At 59.8% G+C, this 25,335-nt stretch carries 24 protein-coding genes; 16 read left to right on the forward strand and 8 right to left on the reverse strand.

The genetic code is table 11. The features are described from left to right. Window positions 1-100 precede the first annotated feature (100 nt). The 4 genes from ABJO75_RS03055 (at window position 101) to ABJO75_RS03070 (ending at window position 4,425) form a co-directional block, all read left to right on the forward strand. Window positions 101-1,531, forward strand: a complete 1,431-nt coding sequence (locus ABJO75_RS03055; protein WP_348130896.1) for an aminotransferase class V-fold PLP-dependent enzyme — start codon at window positions 101-103, stop codon at window positions 1,529-1,531. Between the two features lie 64 nt (window positions 1,532-1,595). Next, window positions 1,596-2,681, forward strand: a complete 1,086-nt coding sequence (gene hisC, locus ABJO75_RS03060; RefSeq protein ID WP_348130899.1) for a histidinol-phosphate transaminase — start codon at window positions 1,596-1,598, stop codon at window positions 2,679-2,681. Continuing rightward, a complete protein-coding gene (locus ABJO75_RS03065; RefSeq protein WP_348130902.1) occupies window positions 2,678-3,601 on the forward strand; it encodes a prephenate/arogenate dehydrogenase family protein in 924 nt (307 codons plus the stop codon). Before hisC ends, ABJO75_RS03065 begins: the two co-directional genes overlap by 4 nt. Further along, window positions 3,598-4,425, forward strand: coding sequence for an extensin family protein (locus tag ABJO75_RS03070; RefSeq protein WP_348432377.1), 828 nt, complete (start codon window positions 3,598-3,600; stop codon window positions 4,423-4,425). Before ABJO75_RS03065 ends, ABJO75_RS03070 begins: the two co-directional genes overlap by 4 nt. Here the strand turns inward: ABJO75_RS03070 and ABJO75_RS03075 are convergent. Next, complete coding sequence (locus tag ABJO75_RS03075; RefSeq protein WP_348130908.1) at window positions 4,422-5,423, reverse strand: DUF2125 domain-containing protein; 1,002 nt, start codon at window positions 5,421-5,423, stop codon at window positions 4,422-4,424. The genes ABJO75_RS03070 and ABJO75_RS03075 overlap by 4 nt on opposite strands. A 65-nt stretch (window positions 5,424-5,488) precedes the next feature. On the opposite strand from ABJO75_RS03075, the gene ABJO75_RS03080 reads away from it, so the two are divergent. From ABJO75_RS03080 to ABJO75_RS03090, 3 genes are all read left to right on the forward strand, one after another. Beyond that, window positions 5,489-6,019 (forward strand): gamma-glutamylcyclotransferase, encoded by a 531-nt coding sequence (locus ABJO75_RS03080; protein ID WP_348130911.1) that lies wholly within the window; start codon window positions 5,489-5,491, stop codon window positions 6,017-6,019. 69 nt (window positions 6,020-6,088) lie between these two features. Then, the gene (locus ABJO75_RS03085) at window positions 6,089-7,267 is read left to right on the forward strand and encodes a biopolymer transporter ExbB (protein ID WP_348130913.1); all 1,179 of its coding nucleotides are present in this window, start codon (window positions 6,089-6,091) and stop codon (window positions 7,265-7,267) included. 3 nt (window positions 7,268-7,270) lie between these two features. After that, window positions 7,271-9,592: a peptidoglycan -binding protein gene (locus tag ABJO75_RS03090; protein WP_348130916.1), complete on the forward strand. Its 2,322-nt coding sequence runs from the start codon at window positions 7,271-7,273 to the stop codon at window positions 9,590-9,592. 6 nt (window positions 9,593-9,598) lie between these two features. On the opposite strand, the gene ABJO75_RS03095 is transcribed toward ABJO75_RS03090, so the two are convergent. The 3 genes from ABJO75_RS03095 to gloB all read right to left on the reverse strand — a co-directional run bounded on the left by ABJO75_RS03095 (window position 9,599) and on the right by gloB (window position 13,823). Next, window positions 9,599-10,555, reverse strand: coding sequence for a M23 family metallopeptidase (locus tag ABJO75_RS03095; RefSeq protein ID WP_348131911.1), 957 nt, complete (start codon window positions 10,553-10,555; stop codon window positions 9,599-9,601). Between the two features lie 5 nt (window positions 10,556-10,560). Further along, window positions 10,561-12,882 (reverse strand): ATP-dependent Clp protease ATP-binding subunit ClpA, encoded by a 2,322-nt coding sequence (gene clpA / locus ABJO75_RS03100; protein ID WP_348130919.1) that lies wholly within the window; start codon window positions 12,880-12,882, stop codon window positions 10,561-10,563. A gap of 173 nt (window positions 12,883-13,055) precedes the next feature. Next, window positions 13,056-13,823, reverse strand: coding sequence for a hydroxyacylglutathione hydrolase (gene gloB, locus ABJO75_RS03105; protein WP_348130922.1), 768 nt, complete (start codon window positions 13,821-13,823; stop codon window positions 13,056-13,058). Between the two features lie 61 nt (window positions 13,824-13,884). On the opposite strand from gloB, the gene ABJO75_RS03110 reads away from it, so the two are divergent. The 7 genes from ABJO75_RS03110 (at window position 13,885) to ABJO75_RS03140 (ending at window position 20,309) form a co-directional block, all read left to right on the forward strand. Continuing rightward, window positions 13,885-14,652, forward strand: a complete 768-nt coding sequence (locus ABJO75_RS03110) for a methyltransferase domain-containing protein (protein WP_348130925.1) — start codon at window positions 13,885-13,887, stop codon at window positions 14,650-14,652. Between the two features lie 288 nt (window positions 14,653-14,940). Continuing rightward, window positions 14,941-15,501 carry a F0F1 ATP synthase subunit delta gene (locus ABJO75_RS03115; RefSeq protein ID WP_348130928.1) on the forward strand — a complete coding sequence of 187 codons (561 nt, stop codon included), beginning with the start codon at window positions 14,941-14,943 and terminating at the stop codon, window positions 15,499-15,501. Further along, the gene (gene atpA, locus ABJO75_RS03120) at window positions 15,502-17,040 is read left to right on the forward strand and encodes a F0F1 ATP synthase subunit alpha (RefSeq protein ID WP_348130931.1); all 1,539 of its coding nucleotides are present in this window, start codon (window positions 15,502-15,504) and stop codon (window positions 17,038-17,040) included. Between the two features lie 12 nt (window positions 17,041-17,052). Then, entirely contained in the window at window positions 17,053-17,928 is an 876-nt protein-coding gene (locus ABJO75_RS03125) for a F0F1 ATP synthase subunit gamma (protein WP_348130934.1), read from the forward strand. An 18-nt stretch (window positions 17,929-17,946) separates the two neighbouring features. Next, window positions 17,947-19,371 carry a F0F1 ATP synthase subunit beta gene (gene atpD / locus ABJO75_RS03130; RefSeq protein WP_348130937.1) on the forward strand — a complete coding sequence of 475 codons (1,425 nt, stop codon included), beginning with the start codon at window positions 17,947-17,949 and terminating at the stop codon, window positions 19,369-19,371. 11 nt (window positions 19,372-19,382) lie between these two features. After that, complete coding sequence (locus tag ABJO75_RS03135) at window positions 19,383-19,799, forward strand: F0F1 ATP synthase subunit epsilon (protein WP_348130940.1); 417 nt, start codon at window positions 19,383-19,385, stop codon at window positions 19,797-19,799. Window positions 19,800-19,958: 159 nt separating this feature from the next. Then, window positions 19,959-20,309, forward strand: coding sequence for an H-type lectin domain-containing protein (locus ABJO75_RS03140; protein ID WP_348130942.1), 351 nt, complete (start codon window positions 19,959-19,961; stop codon window positions 20,307-20,309). Window positions 20,310-20,325: 16 nt separating this feature from the next. Here the strand turns inward: ABJO75_RS03140 and ABJO75_RS03145 are convergent, their stop codons facing one another. After that, on the reverse strand, window positions 20,326-21,345 hold the full coding sequence (locus ABJO75_RS03145) for a ribose-phosphate pyrophosphokinase (RefSeq protein WP_348130945.1): 1,020 nt from the start codon (window positions 21,343-21,345) through the stop codon (window positions 20,326-20,328). 108 nt (window positions 21,346-21,453) lie between these two features. Between ABJO75_RS03145 and ABJO75_RS03150 the strand changes: the two genes are divergently transcribed. Next, on the forward strand, window positions 21,454-22,056 hold the full coding sequence (locus ABJO75_RS03150; RefSeq protein ID WP_348130948.1) for a 2-hydroxychromene-2-carboxylate isomerase: 603 nt from the start codon (window positions 21,454-21,456) through the stop codon (window positions 22,054-22,056). After that, entirely contained in the window at window positions 22,053-22,880 is an 828-nt protein-coding gene (locus ABJO75_RS03155) for an alpha/beta hydrolase (protein ID WP_348130950.1), read from the forward strand. Before ABJO75_RS03150 ends, ABJO75_RS03155 begins: the two co-directional genes overlap by 4 nt. Here the strand turns inward: ABJO75_RS03155 and ABJO75_RS03160 are convergent. The 3 genes from ABJO75_RS03160 to ABJO75_RS03170 are packed head-to-tail and all read right to left on the reverse strand — an operon-like array spanning window position 22,877 to window position 25,319. Further along, complete coding sequence (locus ABJO75_RS03160; RefSeq protein ID WP_348130953.1) at window positions 22,877-23,920, reverse strand: beta-eliminating lyase-related protein; 1,044 nt, start codon at window positions 23,918-23,920, stop codon at window positions 22,877-22,879. The genes ABJO75_RS03155 and ABJO75_RS03160 overlap by 4 nt on opposite strands. Then, complete coding sequence (locus ABJO75_RS03165; protein WP_348130956.1) at window positions 23,920-24,390, reverse strand: YcgN family cysteine cluster protein; 471 nt, start codon at window positions 24,388-24,390, stop codon at window positions 23,920-23,922. The genes ABJO75_RS03160 and ABJO75_RS03165 overlap by 1 nt, the downstream gene beginning before the upstream one ends. Beyond that, window positions 24,387-25,319: a bifunctional riboflavin kinase/FAD synthetase gene (locus ABJO75_RS03170; RefSeq protein WP_348130958.1), complete on the reverse strand. Its 933-nt coding sequence runs from the start codon at window positions 25,317-25,319 to the stop codon at window positions 24,387-24,389. The genes ABJO75_RS03165 and ABJO75_RS03170 overlap by 4 nt, the downstream gene beginning before the upstream one ends. Window positions 25,320-25,335 lie beyond the last annotated feature (16 nt).

Raw genomic sequence — 25,335 nt, forward strand, 5'->3', positions numbered from 1 at the left:
TCCGATTATATGACCCAATAATTCAGGATAATCCAGATAATTAGGTGCGGCTTATTGATCTAAACCCCATCATATTGGTCTCGTAATAAGGGGCCCGATCATGTCACTGTCCGATTTTCGTAAGACTATCCAAGCCGCCACTCACGACGACAGCCTGCGAAAGAGCGTTATCGGGGACAATATCCTGATACCGGGACTGAACGGGGACGTACCGCTGGTTTACGCGGACTACGTCGCCTCGGGGCGGGCATTGCACCAGATCGAGAATTACATCTCGACGCAGGTGCTACCCTACTATGCCAACAGCCATACCGAGGCCTCTTATTGCGGCGCTTACATGACTCGACTGCGTGCCGATGCACGGGCCGAGATTGCCACGCAGGTCGGCGCCGGGACGGATGACGCGGTGATCTTTGCCGGGTCCGGTGCGACTGCAGGTCTGAACCGATTGGTCGGATTGTTCGGCGTGAACGAAGCCGTCAATCCGGTCGTGTTCATCGGCCCCTATGAACATCACTCCAACATCCTGCCATGGCGGGAAAGCAAGGCGACGATCATCGAAATTCCCGAGGGTCCAGATGGCGGGCCTGATCTGGCTTGTCTGGCCGACGCGCTGGCACAGCACACCGACAGTGATCTGATGATCGGCAGCTTTTCAGCGGCCTCAAACGTCACCGGGATCGTGACCGACACCGGGCCCGTCACCCGGCTCTTGAAACAGCATAGCGCCTTGTCCGTCTGGGATTTTGCCGGGGCTGGCCCTTACTTGCCGATTGACATGGCCGACGGTGAAATGGTCCGCAAGGATGCCATTGTCGTGTCGCCACACAAGTTTCCCGGTGGCCCGGGTGCCTCGGGCGTTCTAGTCGTCAATACCAAAGCCGTACGGCGCAAGACCCCATGCTGGCCCGGCGGTGGTACGGTCAGTTTTGTGTCCCCTTGGCGTCATGACTACTCCACCAACCTCGCCGCCCGCGAAGAGGCAGGAACCCCCAACGTCGTCGGCGATATCCGCGCGGCACTGGCATTTATCGTCAAGGACGCTGTGGGCGCCGAGACCATCGCCAAGCGTGAGGCACGGTTCAACCAGATGGCGCTGGAGGCATGGTCAGACAACCCGCATCTGACACTTCTGGGCGCTGACAAAGCGCACCGCTTACCGATCTTTTCCTTCATGGTGCGCGATGCAGTCGGCGCGCCGGTCCACCAGCAACTCTTTACCCGGATGCTGAGCGACATTTATGGCATTCAGGCGCGCGGCGGATGTGCTTGTGCGGGACCATATGCCCACCGCTTGCTGGGCATTGACGAGGCCGAGTCACGGGCGCTGCATGACGAGCTGCTAGCGGGTAAGGAATTGCGCAAACCGGGCTGGGTTCGGCTTAACTTCAGCTATCTGATGGATGACGCCACCGTGCAATACATCATCGACAGTGTCATCGCGCTGAGCCGATCCACCGCAGACTACGTGCACCACTACCAAGTCGACCCGGCAACCGCCCGGTTCCGACACGGGACAATCGCCGCCTGATCTTTGCGGGTTTTCTCCGGGCCGGTCTGAGGCTATGAGGGGGCAATTTTCTGGGAGCCCCGATATGAGCCTGATCACGCCGCAACCCGGTATCATGGACATTGCCTTGTATCAGGGCGGCGCGGCGCATGTACCCGGCATGAGCAATGTCATCAAGCTCTCAAGCAACGAAAATCCGCTCGGCCCCAGCCTCAAGGCGATCGAAGCAGTGCAGAACAGCGCCGCGCAGATCCACCGCTATCCCTCCACCGACCACACGGCACTGCGAAACGCGATTGGTACGGTGCACGGGCTGAACCCCGAGCAGATCATCTGTGGCGTTGGCAGCGACGAGATCATCACCTTTCTCTGTCAGGCCTATGCCGGTCCGGGGGATGAGGTCGTGCATACCGAACACGGGTTTGCCATGTACCGGATCAGCGCGCTGGCCGCAGGGGCCACCCCCGTCGAGGTCCGCGAACGCGACCGTGTCACCGATGTGGATGCAATCCTCGCTGGCTGTACCGAACGCACAAAGCTGGTGTTCATCGCCAACCCAAATAACCCGACCGGAACAATGATCGGCGCGGCCGAAATCGCCAGGGTGGCGGACGGGCTGCCGCCGCAAGCTATTCTTGTGCTCGACGGAGCCTACGCCGAGTTTGTCGAAGGGTTCGATGGCGGGGCCGCGCTGATTGCCGAACGCAACAACGTGGTCATGACCCGCACGTTCTCCAAGCTCTACGGGCTGGGCGGGCTGCGCGTTGGCTGGGGCTATGGCCCGCAGGCGATTATCGATGTGCTGAACCGTGTGCGCGGGCCGTTCAACTTGTCGGGCACAGCACTCGCCGCCGCCGAGGCCGCGATCCACGACATTCCCTATGTTGAATATTGCCGCGCCCTGAACGCGCGCTGGAGAACCTGGCTGGCCGAGGCCTTGGCTAAAATTGGCGTTCCGTCAGACACGTCCTGCGCAAATTTCATCCTCGCTCGCTTTGCTGATCAGGCGGAGGCCGAAGCCTGCGACACTTACCTGCAGACTCAGGGGCTGATCGTGCGCCGGGTGGCCGGGTACAACCTGCCCCGCGCCCTTCGCATCACGGTTGGTGACGAAATCGCCTGTCGGCGGGTCGTGGCGGCGATCGCCGCGTTCAAAGGCGGCGCGACATGAGCGGTGTCATCTACAACCGCGTTGCGTTTATCGGGCTGGGCCTGATCGCGTCGTCGATGTTCTGGGCCATCAAACGCGCCGGACTGGTTGGCGAGGTCACCGGGTATGCCCGCTCGCAGCAAACCCGCGACACCGCACGCCGCATCGGCCTGTGCGACCGCATTTGCGATAGCGCCATCGAGGCCGTCAAGGACGCCGATCTGGTTGTGCTGGCCGTGCCCGTCGGCGCAATGGCTGAGATTGCGCAAGAGATCGGACCCCATCTGAAACCCGGTGCCACTGTAACTGATGTCGGGTCGGTAAAACGCGCGGTGATCGACGCTGTCGCGCCGCACCTGCCGGAAAACGTGCATTTTATCGCCGGTCACCCGCTGGCAGGGACCGAGCATTCCGGACCGGAAAGCGGCTTTGCTGAGCTGTTTGACTATCGCTGGACGTTGCTCGTGCCGGTCGAAAACTCTGACGAGGCCGCTGTTGCGCGACTTCAGGAGTTTTGGCAGGGCATCGGTGCCTATGTTGAGGTCATGGACGCCGATCACCACGATCTGGTGCTTGCAGTGACCAGCCACGCGCCGCACCTGATCGCCTACACGATGGTGGGGGTCGCAGATGATCTGCGCCGGGTGACGGATACTGAGGTCATCAAATATTCCGCTGCCGGGTTTCGCGACTTCACCCGCATCGCGGCCAGTGATCCCACGATGTGGCGTGACGTTTTCCTGAACAACAAGGATGCCACGCTCGAAATTCTGGGCCGGTTCACCGAGGAACTGTTCGCGTTGCAGCGCGCCATCCGCACGGGTGATGGCGATCATCTTCACGCCTATTTCACCCGCACCCGTGCAATCCGCCGGGGCATCATCGAGGCGGGGCAGGATACTGATGCCCCCGATTTTGGCCGAAAAAAGGCACCTCAATGATGTTGCGCCGGATGATCAGCACACTGGCCTGCGCGATCTGGGCGCTCCCCCTTACCGCTGATGCGCCCGAGACCTCGCCACGCCCATTGTCTCGGCCGATCGCTGATGCCACAGCGGCCGCGACCAAGGTGCTCGCCGTCGCCCGGATGCGCCCACATCTACGTCCAGTGTCAGAGCAGACGATCACCGCCGCCGCCCGCCCCGTGAACCTCGCATTCCTATCGCCTGATATCTCAGCCCGCCCATGGCCGCGGCCTCCGTCGATCGAAAAACAGGCAATGGCAAAGCGGAAACTGCGCCGCAAGGGTGCTGTGTGTGGCGACCTCGAGATTCAAGGCGAGAATGTCGGCTATGTCCCCGGTCGGATCAAGGCCTGTGGCATCAAGGATGCGGTCCGCGTCAACACCGTGGCTGGTGTGCGCCTGAACCCGCCGGCGCTGATGAACTGCAAAACGGCGACGGCCCTGCGGGAATGGACCGAAAAAGGATTGAAACCTGCGTTTCGTCAACGCGGCCCAGTCGTCGAGATGAGAGTGGCCGCGCACTATGCCTGCCGCACCCGCAACAACAAGCGGGGCGGGCGGATATCGGAACACGGCAAGGGCAACGCGATAGACCTGTCGGCCTTTACCATGAAAGACGGCGAAGTGATTACGGTGCTGAAAGGCTGGGGTCAGGGCACGACCCTGAGGCCGCTGCGCAAAGCCTATTCGCGCGCTTGCGGTACTTTCGGAACCACGCTGGGTCCGGGATCTGACGGATACCACCGTGACCATTTTCACTTTGATACCGCCAGCTATCGCAGTGGGCCTTACTGCCGTTAACGCAAATAGATGTAGGGCGCGGGCCCCAGTGGAAATGGCCCAAGCGTCACCATCCCATTGCGCAGGGTCAGGTTGACGTCCAGCGTTTCGGGGTTGCCGCTCATGTTTGACAACAGGTTCAAGACCCGTTCGGTCGCGCCGATGGCATACTCTGGAAACGCGCCTGCCCCCTGTGCAATCGTCAGCATGTCACGCCAGTTCTCTGCCTTGATCGACAACTCTCCGGTCGGAACGCCATTTCCATCGACAGTAACCTGCCCCGCCGCGAACAGCGCCAATGCGCCCCATTTCGCTTGCGCCAGTTTCAGATCGATCGCCACCGGCTGCGGTCGACGATCTTCCAAAGCGCGGCGATCCCACGAACGATCAAACCGCACCTTCATGTCCAGCTCAAGCGTCTCGAAACTGTCTGGCAGGGCCGCTGATGGCCGCACAAAACGCCGCAGTGCGGCTCCGGGTACGAATTGCGGTGCATCCACGTTGAATTGATAGGTTTCGGCCTGATCTGTGCTCTGCATCGACAAAACGATTGCGTCCGCCGCCAGAGCCTCGCCGGTCGCGTCATCGACCTGCCAGGGCCCGGAGGTCAGCGCCATGCGGTCGACCGCCAGATTCCGCCCGGGCTTCAGGTGCAGATCTGCGACCATGCCTTCGGCGCGCAAAGCCACGGTCTGATCGAAATAGGACAGCAATTGCGTCGTCGCCGGAAACGCCAACGTCTGCCGTCCGGGCCAGATCGCCGGGCTGTCCATGTTCAGCCAGTCGGCCTGCCACGCGGCCCCGGTCGCGGGATCGGCCAGCGCCGGGTTTTGCAGCGTCATGATATGGCGCGTCGGATAGCCCGAAGTCATGATGTCGGAAAAATCCGCCTGCCAGCCGCGCTCGGTCTGCGCAGCAAACCATTTGGTTACACCCTGACGCAGAACATATGCGGCGCCGTACCAATAGGTGGACCAGACAAGTCCCAGAACCACCAGAATTTTCAGCAACCGGATCACGCCCTGCCCCTTTTCCCCGCCGTTGCTTTGCTGTTTATAGGGCGAAATCGACAAGGACCAGCAAGATGACGATGTGGGTGTTCGGATATGGCTCGTTACTGTGGAACCCCGGGTTTCCGGTGGCCCACAGCATGGTTGCGACACTTGATGACTATGCCCGGTCATTTTGCATGCGCTCCATCCATCATCGCGGTACCGAGGCTGATCCCGGCCTTGTTCTGGCACTTGATGAAGTGCAAGGTGCCCATTGCCGCGGCATCGCGCTGGCGGTGGAAAACGGAGAAGAGGCGCAGACGCTGGATTACCTGCGCGAACGCGAACTGATCTCCTCCGCCTATCTGGAAAAAGACCTGTCGATTGCACTGGCGGACGGGCAGCACGTCACCGCCGTCACCTATGTGATCGACCCACACCACGTGCAATATTGCGGTGGGCTGCCGCTTGAGGAACAGGCGCAGATCATCGCCCGCGCGGCCGGCGGGCGTGGGCCGAACACGGAATACCTGTTCAACACCACGTCCCATTTGGCGGAAATCGGGTTGCACGATCCCGATCTGGAATGGCTAGCCGAGCGCGTCCGTGCACTTGCGGCATAATTCCTTGGCGTACCCCCGATTTCTTCTATAGTCTTGGTGGGGAGCAGATAAGTGTCAGGACCGGGGCGTATGGCCGAACCAGACCGCAAACCCAGGCCGCAGTTCAGTCAGCCTGTGCGACAAATTTTGTTGATGCTGACAGCGCTTGGGCTGGCAGGCTTTGGCGTGTTCGTCGCCCTACCCCGTGTGTTGCCGGTGTTCGAAGCCAATCCTTACCTGAACGGGTTCATCCTGTTTGTCTTTGTCGTCGGAGTTCTGGCCACCTTCTATCAGGTCCTGCAACTGATCGGTTCAGTCCGCTGGATCGAGCGGTTTGCGGCAGGGCAAACAGATTCCAGCGTCGCGCCACCGCAATTATTGGCACCGCTTGCGTCGTTGTTGCGCGCACGCGGCGCACGGATGCAGCTCAATTCATCTTCGACCCGGTCGATCCTCGACTCGGTCGGGAGCCGCATCGACGAAGAGCGTGACATAACCCGATACATCGTTAACCTGCTGATCTTTCTCGGGCTGCTGGGTACGTTTTACGGGCTGGCCACCACCGTCCCCGCCGTGGTCGAAACCATCCGCAGCCTTGCGCCGCAAGAAGGCGAACAGGGGCTCGATGTGTTCAACCGGCTGATGACCGGGCTTGAGAAACAGCTGGGCGGCATGGGTGTTGCCTTTGCCAGTTCCCTTCTGGGGCTTGCCGGATCGTTGATTGTCGGCTTGCTGGAACTCTTTGCAGGGCACGGACAGAACCGGTTTTACCGCGAGCTTGAGGAATGGCTGTCCTCGATCACGCGGGTCGGCTTTTCGTCAGGCGACGACGCTCAGACCGATAGCGGCTCGATGTCCGGTGTTCTCGATCACATGGCCGAACAGATGGAAACCTTACAACAGGTGGTGGCCCGATCCGAAGCAAGCCGCGCCGCTGTTGATCAGCAGCTCGCTGCCCTGCTCGATCAGATGGCACGGCAAAACCAGTCCGGCCAGATAAGCACCGCACTTGACCGTGTGGCAACCGGACAGGAAGCCTTGAACGAGACCCTGCGCGAACAGGCCAGCGACGGGATCGACGCCGAGAGCCGGATGCGCCTGCGCTCGATCGATGTGCAGATGCTGCGCATTCTCGAAGAGATTTCGGCCGGACGTCAGGAAAGCCTCGCCGAGTTGCGCAAGGATATCGAACTGCTGGCCAAGGCGCTGGATCGGCCACGTGGCGACGGACGCAGGCCGCAGGCGGGCAACGAAAGCGGCGAGGTCTAGAGTATGGCCCTCTCGCGCCGCACCGGAAACCGGTTTCAGGCCTCGATCTGGCCGGGGTTTGTGGACGCGATGACGGGCCTTTTGCTGGTTCTCATGTTCCTGTTGACCATCTTCATGGTGGTCCAATACGTCCTTCGCGAAACCATTTCCGGACAAGAAAGCGAGCTTGATGTGCTCTCTGCCGAAGTGACTGCGCTGGCCGATGCTCTGGGGCTGGAAGAGCGCCGTTCGGGTGATTTGTCCGAACAGGTGGGCGCGCTGAACGCAACCCTGACCCAGACCGAGGCGTTTTTGGATCAGGCCCGGCAACAGATCGCCAATCAGACCTCTGTCATTGCCGCACTGACGACCCAACGCGACAGCCAGGCCGCAGCCCTGCAACAGGCGCAAGCACAAATAACCGGCTTTGAAGCGCAGGTCGCGACCCTTTTGGCGGATCAAGACCGTGCGCAGCAGAACATCTCTGATCTGACCGCCGAACGCGCCAATATGCTGTCTGAACAAGAGGCGCTGAACCTTGCCCTTGCCCAAAGCCGCACCGAGATAGACGCCCAGTCCGAAGCCGCCCGCCTTGCCGCCGCTCGGCGAGAGGCCCTTGAGGCGATGGTCGCCGATCTGGAACGGGACACAGCCCAAAGCGCCGAAGATATCGCCGCCCTGCAGCAACAACTGTCTGATGAGGAAACCGCGCGTCTGACCGAAGCCGCCGCTGCCAACGCGCTGCGCGAACGCCTGCAGAACGCCGATGCCGAACTTACGGCGATGACTCTGTCGCTCGAAGCGCAGCGCAAAGAGGCAGAGGAGACACTGACCCTGCTCGCCGCTGCCGAAGCGGCACGCAGTACGTTGGATACCGATCTGACCGAAGCGCTAGCCGCGATTGCCGCAGCACAGACCGAAGCCGGAAAGCGCGACGAACTGGTGGACCGTCTCACCAACGTGCTGAACCAGATGGAGATCAGCCAGGCCGAGAACAGTCGTTCGCTGGCCGCGCTGGAAAACGACCTCGTGCGCGTTCGACAAGAGAGCGCTGCGACCGAGGCTGATTTGCGCGGCCAGTTGGCGACGGCACAGACCCTCGCCGCAGACACCCGCGACGCGCTTGAGACCGAACTTGCCCGGCAGCGGGCGCAAACAGTGCAAAGCCAATCGGATTACGAAACAGAACTGGCGCGGCTTCAACAGGAAAACACCGAGATCCGGCGCGGATTGGAAGCCCGTCTTGCTACGCTGCAATCCGACAGCGAGACGGCGCAAGAAACCCTGCGCACTCAGCTTGCCGAGGCCAACGCCGCGCGCGAAGGCTTGCAGGCAGATCTTGACCAAGCACGGGCCGATCTGAACGCCACGCGTCAATCAGCATCGAGCACAGCGCAAGATCGCGCCGAGGTAGAAGCGCGCTTGCTCAAGGCGCTCGAAGCGTTGGAGCACGCGCAAATTGCTGCCACCGATCAGGAAGTGCTTCAGGCACGTCTTGCGACGGCGCTTGCCGCGCAGAATCAGGCGGAAGCCACCGCGTCAGAACGCGCCAACCTGTTGGAACAGGCCCGGCAAACCCTGTCTGAGCAAAAAGAGATTTCAGCCGAGGCGCAACGACAGACCGCATTGCTCAATCAACAGATCGCCGCGTTGCGCACGCAACTGGGCGGGCTACAGGCGTTGTTGGACGACTATGAAGAACGCGATGCCGCCGCCAAGGTCCAGTTGGAAAACCTCGGGTCCGACCTGAACGCCGCATTGGCCCGTGCGGCGTCGGAAGAGCGCCGTCGTCGCTTGTTGGAGGAATCCGAACGCAAACGGCTTGAGGAAGAGGCGCGTGCGCTGCAAGCCAAAAGTCAGGAGTTGGAGGCACAGGCCCAGGACTTGCAAAAATACCGGTCAGAATTTTTCGGACGGCTGCGTGATCTTCTTGGCAACCAAGACGGCGTACGTATTGAAGGCGACCGGTTCGTGTTCTCGTCCGAAGTCCTGTTCCCCCCGGGTGGCGCCGACCTTTCAGTTGAAGGCGAGGCAGAGATTGCCAAGGTTGCCCGCATCCTGCGCAGCATCGCCGCCGAAATCCCCGCTGAAATCGACTGGGTGATCCGCGTTGATGGGCACACGGACGACGTACCGCTGATCAGCTATGGACGCTATCGTGACAATTGGGAACTCAGCCAAGGGCGCGCCCTGTCTGTGGTGCGCTATATGGTCGATTTCCTTGGCATTGCGCCAGACCGTTTGTCGGCCAACGGGTTTGGTCAGTATCAGCCATTAAACACTGCGGATACGCCAGAAGCGAGGGCGCAGAATCGTCGGATCGAGTTGAAGCTGACAGAGAAGTGACCCCGTTCAGGGGAGGGTCAGATGCACGATTTGATGATCCAGTTCCACGTCGTTTCGTAACAACGTAGCCGTGCCAGCATATGAACCGCTGGGCCATGCCGCGAGCGTCAGCCGCTTGCCGGCCGCGCGGAAATAGCGAACTTGCGCCTTGTCCAACGTCATATCGGTCTCGACAACTGTCTCGTTTGGACCATCGATAGATAACCGGACAACATCACCCTCTTGCCCCCCATAGGCAAAGGCAAACACGACGAGCGCGTCCGCATCGGGCCCGATCTCTGGCATTGCCGCTGTACCAACTGCAACCGCCTCGTACTCGGGCACATGGTCGGCAAAACCGACATAGATCACCCCCCCCGGCGTGTAGTCAGGTGTCTCATGCCACATGGAAGCGGCGGGCGGACCACAATTCGCGCTGGCATCCGGGCGAAAGGGATCGACCTCGGTTCCGTTGTGACGAACGCTCAGATGCACATGCGGAAAGTTCGTCAGACCGCTTAACCCGACCAGCCCCAAAACGCCGCCCTGTTCAACCTGATCGCCCGCTTTGACGGTGATGGAGCCGGACTTGAGATGGCAGTACTGCGTCTCCCAGCCGTCGTCATGCTGCAAGACAACCCCGTTTCCGCACTCAATCCCGTCGATCTCGTGCGCATGCTCCGGCTCGTAGATCCGATCCGAAACGCCGTCGCGCATCCCGGCAACAACGCCGGATGCAGCTGCACGAACCTCGACGCCACGGCGCAGATCCGCAAGCGTATGCAAGGCAAAATCGGTCCCCTTGTGGCCGTCCCCACTCAGATTGCCACAGCGAAAATCGCGGACACCCGGTCCGGGATCGTGGTCTACATACCTTTGGATATAGCAGGTTTCGCCCGGCACACAGTCAATCGGAAGGTACAGACGGAAATCGCCCGCCGCAACAGTGGCGGCGGGCGAAAGCATCAGTGCGGCCAAGGCCACGCGCATCAGTCTGCGGTCAGCAATGGCGGTTTGTCGCCCGGCAGGCGGGGTTTGTCCGGCCCATCGATGCGAAGCTCAAGCTTGCCATCTTTCATGCCCACCTTGACCACACCGCCTTTGGCGAGCTTGCCAAACAACAGTTCCTCGGCCAGCGGCTTCTTGATGTGTTCCTGAATGACACGGCCCAGAGGGCGCGCGCCCATCTTGTCATCGTACCCCTTGTCCGCCAGCCATTCCGCAGCGGGTTTGGTCAGTTCGATGGTCACGTTGCGATCCATCAACTGCGCTTCGAGTTGCAGCACGAACTTTTCGACGACTTGCAGAATTACCGATTTTGGCAATGGCGCAAAGGAGATCACCGCGTCCAGACGGTTGCGGAATTCCGGCGTGAACGTGCGTTCGATCGCGGCGGTATCCTCGCCTTCACGGCGATCACGGCCAAAGCCGATCGCGGATTGCGCCTGTTCGGCGGCACCGGCGTTGCTGGTCATGATCAAGACCACATTACGGAAGCTTACAGTGCGTCCGTTGTGATCTGTCAATTCACCGTGATCCATGACCTGCAACAGGATGTTGTAGACATCCGGATGCGCCTTTTCGATCTCGTCCAGCAGCAACACGCAATGCGGATGTTGATCGACACCGTCCGTCAACATGCCGCCCTGATCAAATCCGACATAGCCCGGTGGCGCACCAATCAGACGGCTGACCGCGTGTTTCTCCATGTATTCAGACATGTCAAACCGTAGCAGCTCGACACCCAGCGTATCCGCCAATTGCTTGGCGACCTCTGTCTTGCCGACACCCGTAGGTCCGGCAAAAAGGTAGTTGCCGATAGGCTTCTCAGGTTCGCGCAATCCGGCGCGCGCAAGCTTGATCGCGCTCGCCAATGCATCAATCGCATCATCCTGGCCGAACACCACACGCTTGAGCGACGCTTCCAGATCCTTGAGAACCTCTGCATCGTCCTTGCTGACGTTCTTGGGTGGAATACGCGCGATCTTGGCGACCACGGCCTCGACGTCCTTGGTGCCGATGGTCTTACGCCGTTTGGCAGCGATCACCAGATGCTGCGCCGCGCCAGCCTCGTCGATGACATCAATGGCGCTGTCAGGCAACTTGCGGTCATTGATATAGCGCGCGGCCAGTTCCACGGCGGTCTTGATCGAATCCGCTGTGTATTTCACCCGGTGATGCTCTTCGAAATAGGGCTTCAGCCCGCGCAGGATCTTGATGGAATCCTCGACCGAAGGTTCACTGACGTCAATCTTTTGGAAGCGGCGGGACAACGCCCGGTCCTTTTCAAAATGCTGACGGAATTCCTTGTAGGTCGTCGACCCCATGGTCCGCAATTTGCCCCCCTGCAACGCAGGTTTCAGCAGGTTGGATGCATCCATCGCGCCACCGGATGTCGCTCCGGCACCAATCACAGTGTGGATTTCGTCGATGAACAGCACCGCGTCGGGATGATCTTCAAGCTCGGTCACGACCGCCTTGAGACGCTCTTCGAAATCACCACGATATCGGGTCCCGGCAAGCAATGCGCCCATGTCCAGCGAGTAGATCGTCGTCTCGGAGAGAACCTCGGGTGTTTCGCCTGCCACGATCTTGCGGGCCAACCCTTCGGCAATCGCCGTCTTGCCAACGCCGGGGTCGCCTACCAAAAGCGGGTTGTTCTTGCGACGGCGGCAAAGCACCTGAATACAGCGCTCGACCTCTTCATCGCGCCCGATCAATGGATCGATATCGCCCTCACGCGACTTGGCGTTCAGATCGACGCAATACTTGGCAAGCGCGCTCTCTTTCTTTTCTCCCTCAGTGACACCTTGCGGCTCTTCCTCGGCCTCCGGCGCGCCACTTACTGGGCGCGCTTCGCCGAATGCCGGATCCTTGGCGACACCATGTGCGATAAAATTGACCGCATCGTAACGGGTCATCTCCTGCTCCTGCAGGAAATAGGCGGCATTGCTTTCGCGTTCGGCGAAAATGGCCACCAAGACATTGGCCCCTGTCACCTCGGTTCGCCCCGAAGACTGTACGTGAATCGCGGCGCGTTGAATGACGCGCTGAAACGCCGCCGTCGGCACCGCTTCTGATCCGTCCACGTTGGTCACGAGGTTCGAAAGATCCTCGTCGATGAATTCAACCAGCGTACTCCGCAATTCGTCCAGATCAACGCTGCACGCCTTCATGACGCGGGTTGCATCGGGTTCGTCCAACAGCGCCAGAAGCAGATGTTCCAGCGTTGCAAATTCGTGTCGCCGCTCGTTCGCCAGCGCAAGCGCGGCGTGAATGGCCTGTTCTAGTGTGCTCGAGAATGAAGGCACGCGCGCGCTCCTTTTTATCTGGGTCGGGCGGATAACAGACACTGCTGCTTCCGGGACCAACCATGTCCTCATAGTATTAGAGTTTGGTTGATCAGGCCCCGGCTTCAAGGCTTTTCTCACTTTTTTTACCGAATTGCGCGATGAGCGTTGTCAAAGCGTGCACAATCCAAGCATCAGAACCGGTCTTTGCGCCCACGAATCTCTGCAAATACGGCAACCGGGTCCGCTCCGGACATTCCAACGTTTTCCTGCACCTTCGGATCGGTGGCGCGCAAAAACGGGTTTGTGGCCAGCTCTAACGACAAGAGCGACGGCACCGTCGGCTCTGACCGGGCGCGAGCATCGGCGATATCCTTGATCCGCGCCGCAAGATCCGGATTGTCCGGATCGACCGTCGCGGCAAAGGCGCCATTGGCCTGCGTGTATTCATGTCCGGAATAGACCACAGTCTCGGCTGGCAGCGCGGCAAGTTTGCCAAGCGACGTCCACATCTGTTCGGCGGTGCCTTCAAACAAACGGCCGCACCCGAGAGCCATAAGACTGTCCGCGGTGAACACCGCGTTGCTTTCGGGAAAGTGAAAGGCGATATGCCCGACCGTATGGCCGGATACGTCAAGCACATGCCCTGCCTCGCCGCCCACCTGCACGGTATCGCCTTCGGCAACCGCAATGTCCAAAGGCGGAAGACGGTGCGCGTCGGCGGCGGCACCGATAACCTTGGCCGGTTGCACGGCCAGTATCTCGTCCAGTCCCTGAACGTGATCCGCATGGTGATGCGTAAGCAGCACATGGCTCAAGGTCCAGCCACGTTCATTTAACACTGCGAGGATCGGTGCGGCCTCTGGCACATCGACCAATGCGGTTTCCCCGCTTTCCGGGTCATGGGCAATAAAGGCGTAGTTGTCGCTCAGACAGGGGATGGTGAGAATCTTAAGAGGCATGGTGTTTCGCCTTTTCGTTGTTAGACTGCGCTCAGCTTGGCTGATCAGACGGACGCCCGCAATGCATCTTGATGTGCAGGACCTACGGAATTTCTATTACCGCAGCACGCTGGGCCGCGCGGCGCAGGCGTCGATTCGCGGCCGCATGTTGAAACTGTGGCCTGAAGCAAAGGGGCAGACCGTAGCTGGCTTTGGTTTTGCCGTACCTCTGTTGCGGCCCTACCTGACTGACGCGCGCCGTGTCATGGCATTGATGCCGGCACCGCAGGGGGTGATGCCCTGGCCCGCCGGAATGCCGAACGTGTCGGTTCTGGCCGAGGAAACACTTTGGCCGATCGAAACCGGGCATGTGGACAAGCTGTTGGTGATGCACGGGCTTGAAACATCGGAACACCCCACGCGCCTGCTGGAAGAATGTTGGCGGGTGCTCGGTCCGGGGGGCAAGGCGCTGTTCATCGTGCCCAACCGTGCCGGACTATGGTCGCGCAGCGATCGCACACCATTCGGCTTTGGCCGCCCGTACACGCTCAGCCAGTTGGAAACGCAACTCAAGCGCCATCACTTCCTACCCGAAGGATACGGCGCCGCGCTTTATCAACCGCCGTCAACCAAACGCTTCTGGCTGAAATCGGCCCCTCTTTTTGAGAAATACGGGAGCCATGTGCCCCGTGCGTTTCCCGGTGGCGCATTCATGGTCGAGGCAACAAAGCGAGTGCAGCCCCCCACCGGAACCATCGTGCGCGGTCTTGCAAACCGCCCGATCAAAGCACTCGAAGGCTTGGCAAAGCCCGCCAATGCGATGGCGCTGCCCAAACCAGAACCGCAGTAGGTGTTAGCGCCTGACATTCAAGATTTTGTGCCTAGGAATCGCGCAACCGGGCCAAAACCCTGCATTTTTTGCTCACCTATTTCCGCGCAAACCGTCGCAGGCGGGCTAAAACACTAGAATCACGGCATTATTCGGTGAGGGTGGAATCGCTATAGTATGTTGCGGGGAAGAGTACGCTCTGCTACATCCACGCTGATTTTGACGCCTTGCGGACCGCAAGGTCTCTTCACGCCCCCGGAGATCGCGAAAAATCGCGGCAAACCGGGGCCAAATATCGGAAGGGTGGACGTGTCCGAACCAGCTTCGATTTCCGCAGGCATAGCTGAGCGCTATGCCACGGCGATCTTTGAGATCGCACAAGAGAACCAGAATCTCGACAGCCTCGAAACCAGCATCAACGATCTGGCAGCCGCTCTGGGTGAAAGCGCGGAATTGCGCAGCCTGATCCAATCGCCGCTGGTTTCCCGCGGCGAGCAGGAAGGTGCCATCACGGCGATTGCCGCAAAGATGGGCCTGAACGAGGTTCTTGCCAAATCCCTGTCGCTGATGGCGCAGAAACGACGCCTGTTCGTTGTGCCGCAGCTGATTAGCGCCCTACGCGAACTGATCGCACAGGAACGTGACGAGGTGACTGCCGAAGTCACCAGCGCCAAGGCCCTGACCAAGGCACAGTCCGAAAAACTCGCCAGCACGCTCAAGGAGCGGGTCGGCAAGACCGTCACCATCAATTCAACCGTCGATGAATCCCTCATCGGCGGTCTCATCGTCAAAGTGGGTTCGAAGATGATCGATACGTCGATCCGCTCCAAGCTCAACTCCCTTCAGAATGCAATGAAAGAGGTCGGATAAATGGGTATCCAAGCAGCAGAGATTTCTGCGATCCTGAAAGACCAGATCAAGAATTTTGGTCAGGAAGCCGAGGTGGCCGAAGTCGGTCGCGTGCTGAGCGTCGGTGACGGGATCGCCCGCGTCTATGGCCTCGACAACGTGCAGGCCGGTGAAATGGTCGAATTTCCCGGTGGCATTCAGGGCATGGCCCTGAACCTGGAAAGCGACAACGTCGGCGTCGTGATCTTTGGTTCTGACCGGGACATCAAAGAAGGCGACACCGTCAAGCGCACCAACTCCATCGTGGACGTGCCAATTGGTGACGAACTGCTGGGTCGTGTTGTTGACGGTCTGGGCAATCCGCTGGATGGCAAGGGCCCGATCAAGTCGACCAAGCGCGGCGTTGCCGACGTCAAGGCGCCGGGCATCATCCCGCGTAAATCCGTGCACGAACCCATGGCGACCGGCCTGAAATCGGTCGACGCGATGATCCCGATTGGCCGTGGCCAGCGGGAACTGATCATTGGCGACCGTCAGACCGGTAAGACAGCCGTGGCGCTGGATACCATTCTGAACCAGAAGACCTATAACGACGCCGCTGGCGACGACGAAGGCAAAAAGCTGTACTGCGTCTATGTCGCCATCGGTCAAAAGCGATCCACCGTTGCTCAGCTGGTCAAAAAGCTGGAAGAAAACGGTGCGATGGAATATTCGATCGTGGTTGCCGCAACCGCGTCCGAGCCTGCCCCGCTGCAGTTCCTCGCGCCCTATGCCGCGACCGCTATGGCAGAACACTTCCGCGACAACGGCCGTCACGCGCTCATCATCTATGATGATCTGTCCAAACAGGCCGTTGCCTACCGCCAGATGTCCCTGCTCCTGCGTCGTCCACCCGGACGTGAAGCCTATCCTGGCGATGTTTTCTATCTGCACTCCCGCCTGCTCGAGCGTTCGGCCAAGCTGAACGAAGACAACGGCGCGGGCTCGCTGACGGCTCTGCCGGTCATCGAAACCCAGGGTGGCGACGTTTCGGCGTTTATTCCGACCAACGTGATCTCGATCACCGATGGCCAGATCTTCCTCGAAACCGAACTGTTCTACCAAGGTATCCGTCCTGCGGTGAACACCGGTCTGTCGGTGTCTCGAGTGGGTTCGTCCGCTCAGACCAATGCGATGAAATCGGTTGCTGGTCCGGTGAAACTTGAACTCGCCCAGTACCGCGAAATGGCGGCCTTTGCGCAGTTTGGTTCCGACCTTGATGCCGCGACCCAGCAGCTTCTGAACCGTGGCGCTCGCCTGACAGAACTGATGAAGCAGCCGCAGTATTCGCCGCTGACCAACGCAGAAATCGTCTGCGTGATCTATGCGGGTACAAAGGGCTATCTCGACAAGCATCCGGTTGGCGATGTTAGCCGCTTTGAAGCCGGTCTGCTGGCGCATTTGCGTGGCAAGCATGCTGATCTGCTGCAGTTCATCACCGACGAAGATCCCAAGATCAAAGGTGACGCCGAAGAGAAAGTAAAAGCAGCTCTCGACGAATTCGCCGCCGATTTCGCGTAAGGGGCCTGTCAGATGCCAAATCTAAAGGACCTTAAAAACCGGATCGCGAGTGTGAAAAGCACGCGTAAGATCACCAAGGCCATGCAAATGGTTGCCGCGGCGAAACTTCGCCGCGCGCAGGAAAGTGCCGAACAGTCACGCCCCTATACAGAACGGTTCAATGCCGTCATGGGGCAATTGGCTGCGTCGGTTGGTGGTTCTGATTCCGCCCCCAAGCTGCTCAGCGGCACGGGAAGCGATCAGGTTCACCTGCTGATCGTCATGACCGCAGAACGCGGTCTGTGCGGCGGCTTTAACGGCAACATCGCGAAACTGGCCCGTGCCAAGGCGCAGGAATTGCAGCGGGCTGGAAAGACCGTCAAGATTCTGACCGTTGGCAAAAAAGGCCGGGATCAGCTCAAGCGTGATCTCAAGGACAACTTTGTCGGCCATGTCGACATGACAGAGATCAAGCGTGTTGCCTATTCCGACGCTCAGGGGATCGCCAAGGATGTTCTGGCCCGGTTTGACGCCGGTGAATTTGACGTAGCGACCATCTTCTTTTCAGGGTTCGTCAACGTCGTCACTCAGGTTCCGACCGCACAACAGATCATCCCCGCTGATTTCGACGTGCCCGAAGACGGCGGAGCCAGCACGATCTATGACTACGAACCGGATGAAGAGGCCATTCTCGCCGACCTTCTTCCGCGCGGCGTGGCCACGCAGATCTTTGCCGCTCTGTTGGAAAACGGGGCCAGTGAACAGGGTGCACGGATGTCCGCAATGGACAACGCGACCCGCAATGCTGGTGAAATGATCGACAAACTGACCATTCAGTACAACCGGTCGCGTCAGGCTGTGATCACCAATGAGCTCATCGAAATTATCTCGGGCGCGGAAGCGCTCTAAAGAACCGGAGACAAACACATGGCAAACGCAAAAGGCAAAGTGACTCAGGTCATCGGCGCCGTGGTGGACGTTCAGTTCGACGACCACCTGCCCGAAATCCTGAACGCGCTTGAAACCGACAACAATGGCAACCGCCTGATCCTCGAGGTTGCTCAGCACCTCGGAGAAAACACCGTGCGGACCGTTGCTATGGATGCAACAGAGGGCCTGGTTCGTGGCGCCGTAGTCACCGACTTGGGCGAGCCGATTTCGGTTCCCGTCGGCACCGCCACTCTGGGCCGCATCATGAACGTGATCGGCGAACCTGTGGATGAAAAAGGCCCGGTCAACGCGGCCGCCCGCCGTGCCATCCACCAGGAAGCGCCCGAATTCGCGGATCAGGCAACTGAATCCGAAGTTCTGACAACAGGCATCAAAGTGATCGACCTGCTGGCTCCCTACGCCAAAGGCGGTAAGATCGGCCTGTTCGGCGGTGCCGGTGTGGGCAAGACAGTTCTGATCATGGAATTGATCAACAACATCGCCAAGGTGCACTCGGGTGTGTCGGTCTTCGCCGGTGTGGGCGAGCGGACACGTGAGGGCAACGACCTTTACCACGAGATGATTGAATCGGGCGTTATCGTTCCGGACAACCTCGAAGAAAGCAAGATCGCTCTGGTCTATGGCCAGATGAATGAGCCTCCGGGAGCCCGTATGCGTGTTGCTCTGTCCGGCCTGACACTGGCCGAGCAGTTCCGCGATGAAACCGGTGCTGACGTTCTGTTCTTTGTGGACAACATCTTCCGCTTTACCCAGGCCGGTTCCGAAGTGTCCGCCCTGTTGGGCCGTATCCCTTCGGCCGTGGGCTATCAGCCGACACTGGCCACCGACATGGGCGCGATGCAGGAACGCATCACCTCGACCAAGGCTGGCTCGATCACCTCGGTTCAGGCCGTGTACGTGCCTGCGGATGACTTGACCGACCCCGCGCCGGCCACATCGTTTGCGCACCTTGACGCGACAACCGTTCTTGACCGTGCGATTTCCGAACTGGGTATCTACCCGGCTGTGGACCCGCTGGCCTCGACATCGCGTCTGCTCGATCCGGCGGTTGTTGGCGAAGAGCACTACAAGGTTGCCACCGACGTCCAGGAAACGCTTCAGCGCTACAAGTCGCTGCAGGACATCATCGCCATTCTCGGCATGGACGAACTGTCGGAAGAGGACAAACTGACCGTGGCTCGTGCCCGGAAAATCCAGCGTTTCCTTTCGCAGCCGTTTGACGTTGCACAGGTCTTCACCGGTTCGCCCGGTGTGCAGGTTCCGCTCGACGACACCATCGCCTCGTTCAAGGCGGTTGTTGCTGGCGAGTATGACCACCTGCCCGAAGGTGCGTTCTATATGGTTGGTGGCATCGACGAGGTTATCGCCAAAGCCGAGCGCATGGCCGCTGACGCAGCCTGAGGAGCAGCCTGATGGCAGATACAATGCAATTTGACCTGGTCAGCCCCGAGCGGAGCCTCGCTTCGCTCGAGGTGACCTCGGTCCTGGTCCCGGGTGCGGACGGCGACATGACGGCTATGCCCGATCATGCCCCCGTCATCACCACCCTTCGCCCCGGCGTATTACGGATCGATGGCCCCGCCGGGCAGGCGGAGTACCTGGTTTCCGGTGGCTTTGCCGAAATCAACGCAACCAGCCTGTCGGTTCTCGCCGAAAAGGCGATGCCGATTGGTGAGGTCACTCGTGGCCAGATCGACGAGATGATTGAAGAGGCCCGCGCCGCGCACGAAACGGCCAAGGAAACCTTCAAGAACGAGCCGGGCCCTGTGGACGACGCAGCCAAGCTGTTGTCGGACATGGTCGCCTTGGGCGATCACATCAACGTCTGATCCGGCCCTGCCCGCGACCTAAAGATTTGAACCGGCCCTTTTGGGGCCGGTTTTTCTTTGCACCCAATTGACGCAACTTTGCCATTCAAGTGCCTAGCATTTGAACGAAAACGCGGATATTTAGGATCGCCTGTAACACACGAGTACCAGACCAACCGCATGAGACGACTTGATTCCCATCCACTTGGCATCGATCAGGGCGATGTCGTGCTGTTTTCCGATTTCGAGAACGATGGTGAAATGTGGGCCGGAACCGGCCCCCGCGAATGCCGCAAACATGTCGAATTCAGCCAGCCCTACCGCACGCCTCCCGTCGTGCAGGTATCCATATCGCTATGGGACGTGAAAACGACGACGGCCTTTCGGGCCGAAGTGGTTGCGCGCGATGTGACAGAGCAAGGGTTTGATATCGTGTTCAGAACCTGGGCCGATACCCGCGTTGCCCGCATCCGCGCCGCGTGGACTGCGATTGGTACGCTTCCACACGACGACGACTGGGAACTTTACTGAGGTTCAGAGCCGCCCATCAGGCCGCTGAGTAAAGCGATTCGTAGATCGGGGTCAGCGTCGCATCATCAAACAGCGACGAGACCGATGTGCCATTCCAAATGTTCAGAATTGCCTGGGCAAACACCGGCGCGGTTGGCACGATGCGAATGTTACTTGCGCCAAGGACCGCCTCGCTCGGCTGAATAGTATCCGTCAGGACCAGCGACTTCATCACCGAGTTGGTGACACGCTCGACTGCCGGCCCGCTCATGACGCCGTGAGTAATATAGGAATGCACCTCGCGCGCACCGTTTTGCAAAAGGACTTCGGCCGCCTTGCAAAGCGTCCCGGCCGTGTCGCACATGTCGTCGACGATCAGGCAAATCTTGTCTTCTACGTTTCCGATCACTGTCATCTCGGCGATTTCACCGGGCTTTTCACGGCGTTTGTCGACGATCGAGAGGGGGGAATTGATCCGTTTGGCCAGTTCCCGCGCCCGTGCCACACCGCCGACATCGGGCGACACCACCATCAAGTCGTTCATGTGGTCCTTGAAGTGGGTCTTGATATCCAGCGCGAATACAGGAGAGGCATAAAGGTTATCGACCGGAATATCGAAAAAGCCCTGAATCTGCGCGGCATGCAGGTCCATCGTCAGTACCCGTTCAATTCCAGTGCCAACCATCATATTGGCGACCAGCTTGGCGGAAATCGGCGTTCTTGCCTTGGTGCGACGGTCCTGACGCGCATAGCCAAAATAGGGCAAAATTGCCGTCACGCGCGCGGCACTCGACCGGCGCAGCGCATCGGCCATGATCAACAGTTCCATCAGGTTGTCATTCGCCGGGTTCGACGTTGACTGGATGATGTACATATCCTCGCCGCGGACGTTTTCGTAAACTTCGACAAAGATCTCGCCGTCGTTGAACCGTTCGACCCGGGCATCCACTAGACCGGTATGGATACCCCGGTGCATGGTCATTCGTTTTGCGATCCCGTTGGCTAAGGGAAGATTGGAGTTTCCGGCGATCAGCTTTGGTTCGGTCGACTGAGGCATATGCAGGGGTTCCCGGTGCGTAGGGCAATTGTGACAGATTCGTAATGTTGACACCGCTTAGCATGGCCTTACCGTCCCGCAAAGAAATAGCCGGAGAGAATTCAGAAGATGACCAACATTGATTACTACTTTGCGACAATATCGCCATTCACCTATCTGGCCGATGATCAGCTTGAACAGTTGGCGGCAAAACATGGCGCATCTATCACCTACAAACCACTGGACCTGATGGCCCTGTTTGGCCGAACCGGCGGAGTCGCACCAAAGGACCGGCACCCTTCGCGCATGGAATATCGAAGCCAGGATCTGCTGCGGCGGGCAAAGCGGTTGAACATGCCGTTTAACCTCAAGCCAGCACATTTCCCGACCAATATGGCGCCCTCCTCATACGCAATCATCGCCGCTCAGGCGGCAGGCGGCGGAAATTTGGGTGCTTTGGTGCGCTCGTTTCTGCGCGCATGCTGGGTCGAGGAAAAGGATATCGCCCAAGATGACGTGGTCCGTGACTGCCTTAGCAGTGCAGGGTTTGATCCCGCCCTTGCCGACAGTGGATTGCTGCAAGGGGCGGAAACCTATGCCGCCAACCTTGAAGAAGCGGTCGAAAAGGGCGTGTTCGGGGCACCTTTCTATGTGACGGCGGATGGCGAACGGTTCTGGGGGCAGGACAGGCTCGACGATCTCGACGCGTATCTGTCGGCCAATCCCACGTGACTGTCACCACCACTGATCCGGACACGCTGTTCAGCCGAAGTTTTGGGCATGGCGCGCGACAGGTTCTGGCCCTGCATTGCACCATAGCGCACTCCGGTGCGTGGCGGGGTGTCGCCGCGTTGATGGAGAACGAAGCGACCTTTGTTGCGCCTGACATGTTTTCACATGGGCGCAGCCCCGATTGGGATGGTCAGGGAGACTTTCCAGACCTAATGACGCGGGCCGTTTCAAATCTGTTGGACAGCCCCATGGATGTGGTCGGTCATTCGTTTGGCGCCATGCTCGCCCTCCGTCTTGCTGTTAAACATCCCGGTCTGGTGCGAACCCTGACCTTGATCGAACCGGTGTTCTTTGCCGTCGCGGCGCAGGATGCCCCCGAACTCGCGCCGCGGCAGTCAGAGGCCATGCGCCCGGTATTCGAAGCGCTAGAGGCCGGCGACGCTGCCCTCGCAGCGCGCCTGTTCAACAGGGATTGGGGGGATGGCGGGACACGCTGGCCTGATCTGCGCGAAGAATCCCGTGCGGCGATGATCCGTGGCATCCATATCCTCCCGGCAAGCAACTCGGCGATCTACGCGGACCGGCCCGGCCTGCTGCGACCCGGCGTTCTGCAATCGTTGAAAATGCCGGTGCTGTTGTTGCGGGGAAGCCGCACACAGGACCTCATCACTGTGGTAAATGAGGGTCTCGCCCGGCGGATACCGCAGGCGCAGTCCAAAGTCGTCGAGGGGGCTGGGCATATGTTGCCGATTACAAATCCAGGCGAAACGGCAACCCTTCTGCGCGAGCACTTTGCGAGCGTTGCCGACGAAACTGATCGTTAGCCGTTTAACACATCCAAGAACTGGTCGATCTGTGTGTTGCTGATCGACCAGTCACAGACCAGCCGCGCAGTGAGCATCTCATCAGAATCCTCTCCGTCCAGCGACCCATCCCACAGGTGATACACCGCGCCTGCGTCGTGCAACCGCTTGTGCGTGGCACGCGGCACGGAAGCAAAGATCATGTTGGCGTCGGGTTCATGCGCAAACTGCGCCCCAGCGGCACGCAGACCGGCCGCCAACCGATCGCAGGCCGCGTTCGCCGCGCGGGCCGAGGTCAGCCACAGATCGTCGGTCAGATAGGCCGCCATCTGTGCCGCCAGATAGCGACCTTTGGAAAACAGATGCCCGCCCCGCTTGCGCCGCAGTTCGAACTCCCATGCCTTGTCTGGGTCAAAGAAAATCACCGCCTCGACACCAAGCAATCCGTTTTTGGTGCCTCCGAACGAAAGCGCATCCACTCCTGCCCGCCAGGACATCTCGGCAGGTGAACACTCAAGCCGCACCAGCGCATTGGCAAAGCGCGCACCGTCCAGATGCACTGGCAAATCATAATCGCGAGCAACGGACGTCAGGCCCTGCAACTCGTCCAGCGAATAGATCGAACCCCGCTCGGTCACCTGCGTGATCGACACCGGACCGCGTTGTGGCCCATGCACGCCACGGGTGTTTTCCTTGGCAATGGTTGCGCCCAGCGCCTCGGGCGTCATCTTGTCGCCACCCGGTACCAGCGTCAGCTTGGCACCGCCTGTGAAAAATTCTGGTGCGTTGCACTCGTCCTCATGGATATGCGCCACAGGCGAGCAGAATACGGTCTCAAACGGCTCGCACAGGGTCGCCAGCGCCAACGCATTTGCCGCCGTTCCGGTCGCCACCAGATAAACTGCCGCGTCCGGCGCTTCAAAGACATCGCGAATGCGCTCCTGCACCTGAAGCGTCAGCGGGTCAGCCCCGTACCCCATTGTAAAACCGTCGTTGGCCTCGCTCAGCGCGGCAAGCACCTGTGGGTGAACCGGGCCAGAATTGTCAGAAGCAAAGAACATCAGATCGGCTCCTCGATGATATGGTCTTCCCAATCGTCCTCGGGCACCTCGAATTCCGGTACTGTCCAGCCCTGAACCGATACACCCGCGTCATGCACAGACTGCGCGGTGCCCGAGATCAGCGGGTGCCAGTCGTACAGTGGTTTGCCTTCCCAAAGCAGCCGGTAGGCGCAGGTTTGCGGCATCCAATAGGCGTGGCTGTCGAGGTTATCGGGTTTCAGCACGATACATTCCGGCACAAATTGGTGCCGAATATCGTATTGCGCACAGCGGCAAGAGGCGTCATCCAGCAACCGACAGGCCACACGGGTCAGAGCCACCTCGCCGGTTTCCTCGTCTTCAAGCTTGTTCAGGCAGCACTTGCCACAACCGTCACACAGCGCCTCCCATTCCTGCTGGTTCAGCTTGCGCAGCGGCTTGCGTTCCCAGAATCGGGGCGTCAGGCCGGCGCGATCAATCGGATCGTTCATGTGGCCGCCAGAATGTCACGTGCGCGGATGCAATCGGACCGCATCTGCGCGACAAGATCGTCCAGCCCATCGAATTTCTGCTCCGGGCGCAGATAGTCGACCAGTCCAACGGACAGGGTTGCGCCATAAAGATCGCCGGTAAAATCAAACAGGAAGGTTTCAAGGTTTGGCTGGTTCTTGCCAAACATCGGCCGCACACCCAGCGACGCAACACCATGATAGCTCCCAGCATGTGGGCCATCGACCACATCAACCAGCACCGCATAGACCCCAAAGGCAGGCGGGTGAATACCGGCGATCGACATGTTGGCCGTGGGAAAGCCAAGCTCCCTGCCCCGTTGCTCGCCGGTGATCACTTCGCCTTCGATCCGATGCCAGTGTCCCAGCATCGCCGCCGCATCACGTGGGCGCCCTTCGCTGAGTGCGGTTCGAATCGCCGTGGACGACACTGTCCGATCCGCGTTTTCAAGCAGCGGCGCGATGGTCACGCCAAACCCCATTTCGGCGCCATGACGCACGAGGTCCGCAGCCGTACCCGCACGACCCTGGCCAAAGCAGAAATCTTCTCCGACAACCACGTGTTCCAGGCCAAATCCGTCGCGAATCACATTGCGCGAAAACGCCTCGGGGCTGAGCGCGGCCAGCGAGGCGTTAAAGGCCAGCTCGTACAGCCGCTCAACACCCAGCTTTGCAAGGCGACTCGTGCGCGCCTCGCGCCCCATCAGGCGAAATGGCGGTGCATCAGGGGCAAAAAACTCTCGGGGATGTGGTTCAAACGTCAAAACACCCAAAGGCGCATCCGGGGCCGCCCGTCGGGCAATGTCGATCACTGTCTGGTGGCCCAGATGGACGCCGTCAAAATTGCCAATCGCGACGCTAGCGCCGCGATCTGCTGACTGGACAAACTGATAGTCTCGCACGATCCGCATTTGCGTTGCGTAGCCG

The organism is Sedimentitalea sp., assembly GCF_039973035.1.
Classification (GTDB): domain Bacteria; phylum Pseudomonadota; class Alphaproteobacteria; order Rhodobacterales; family Rhodobacteraceae; genus Sedimentitalea.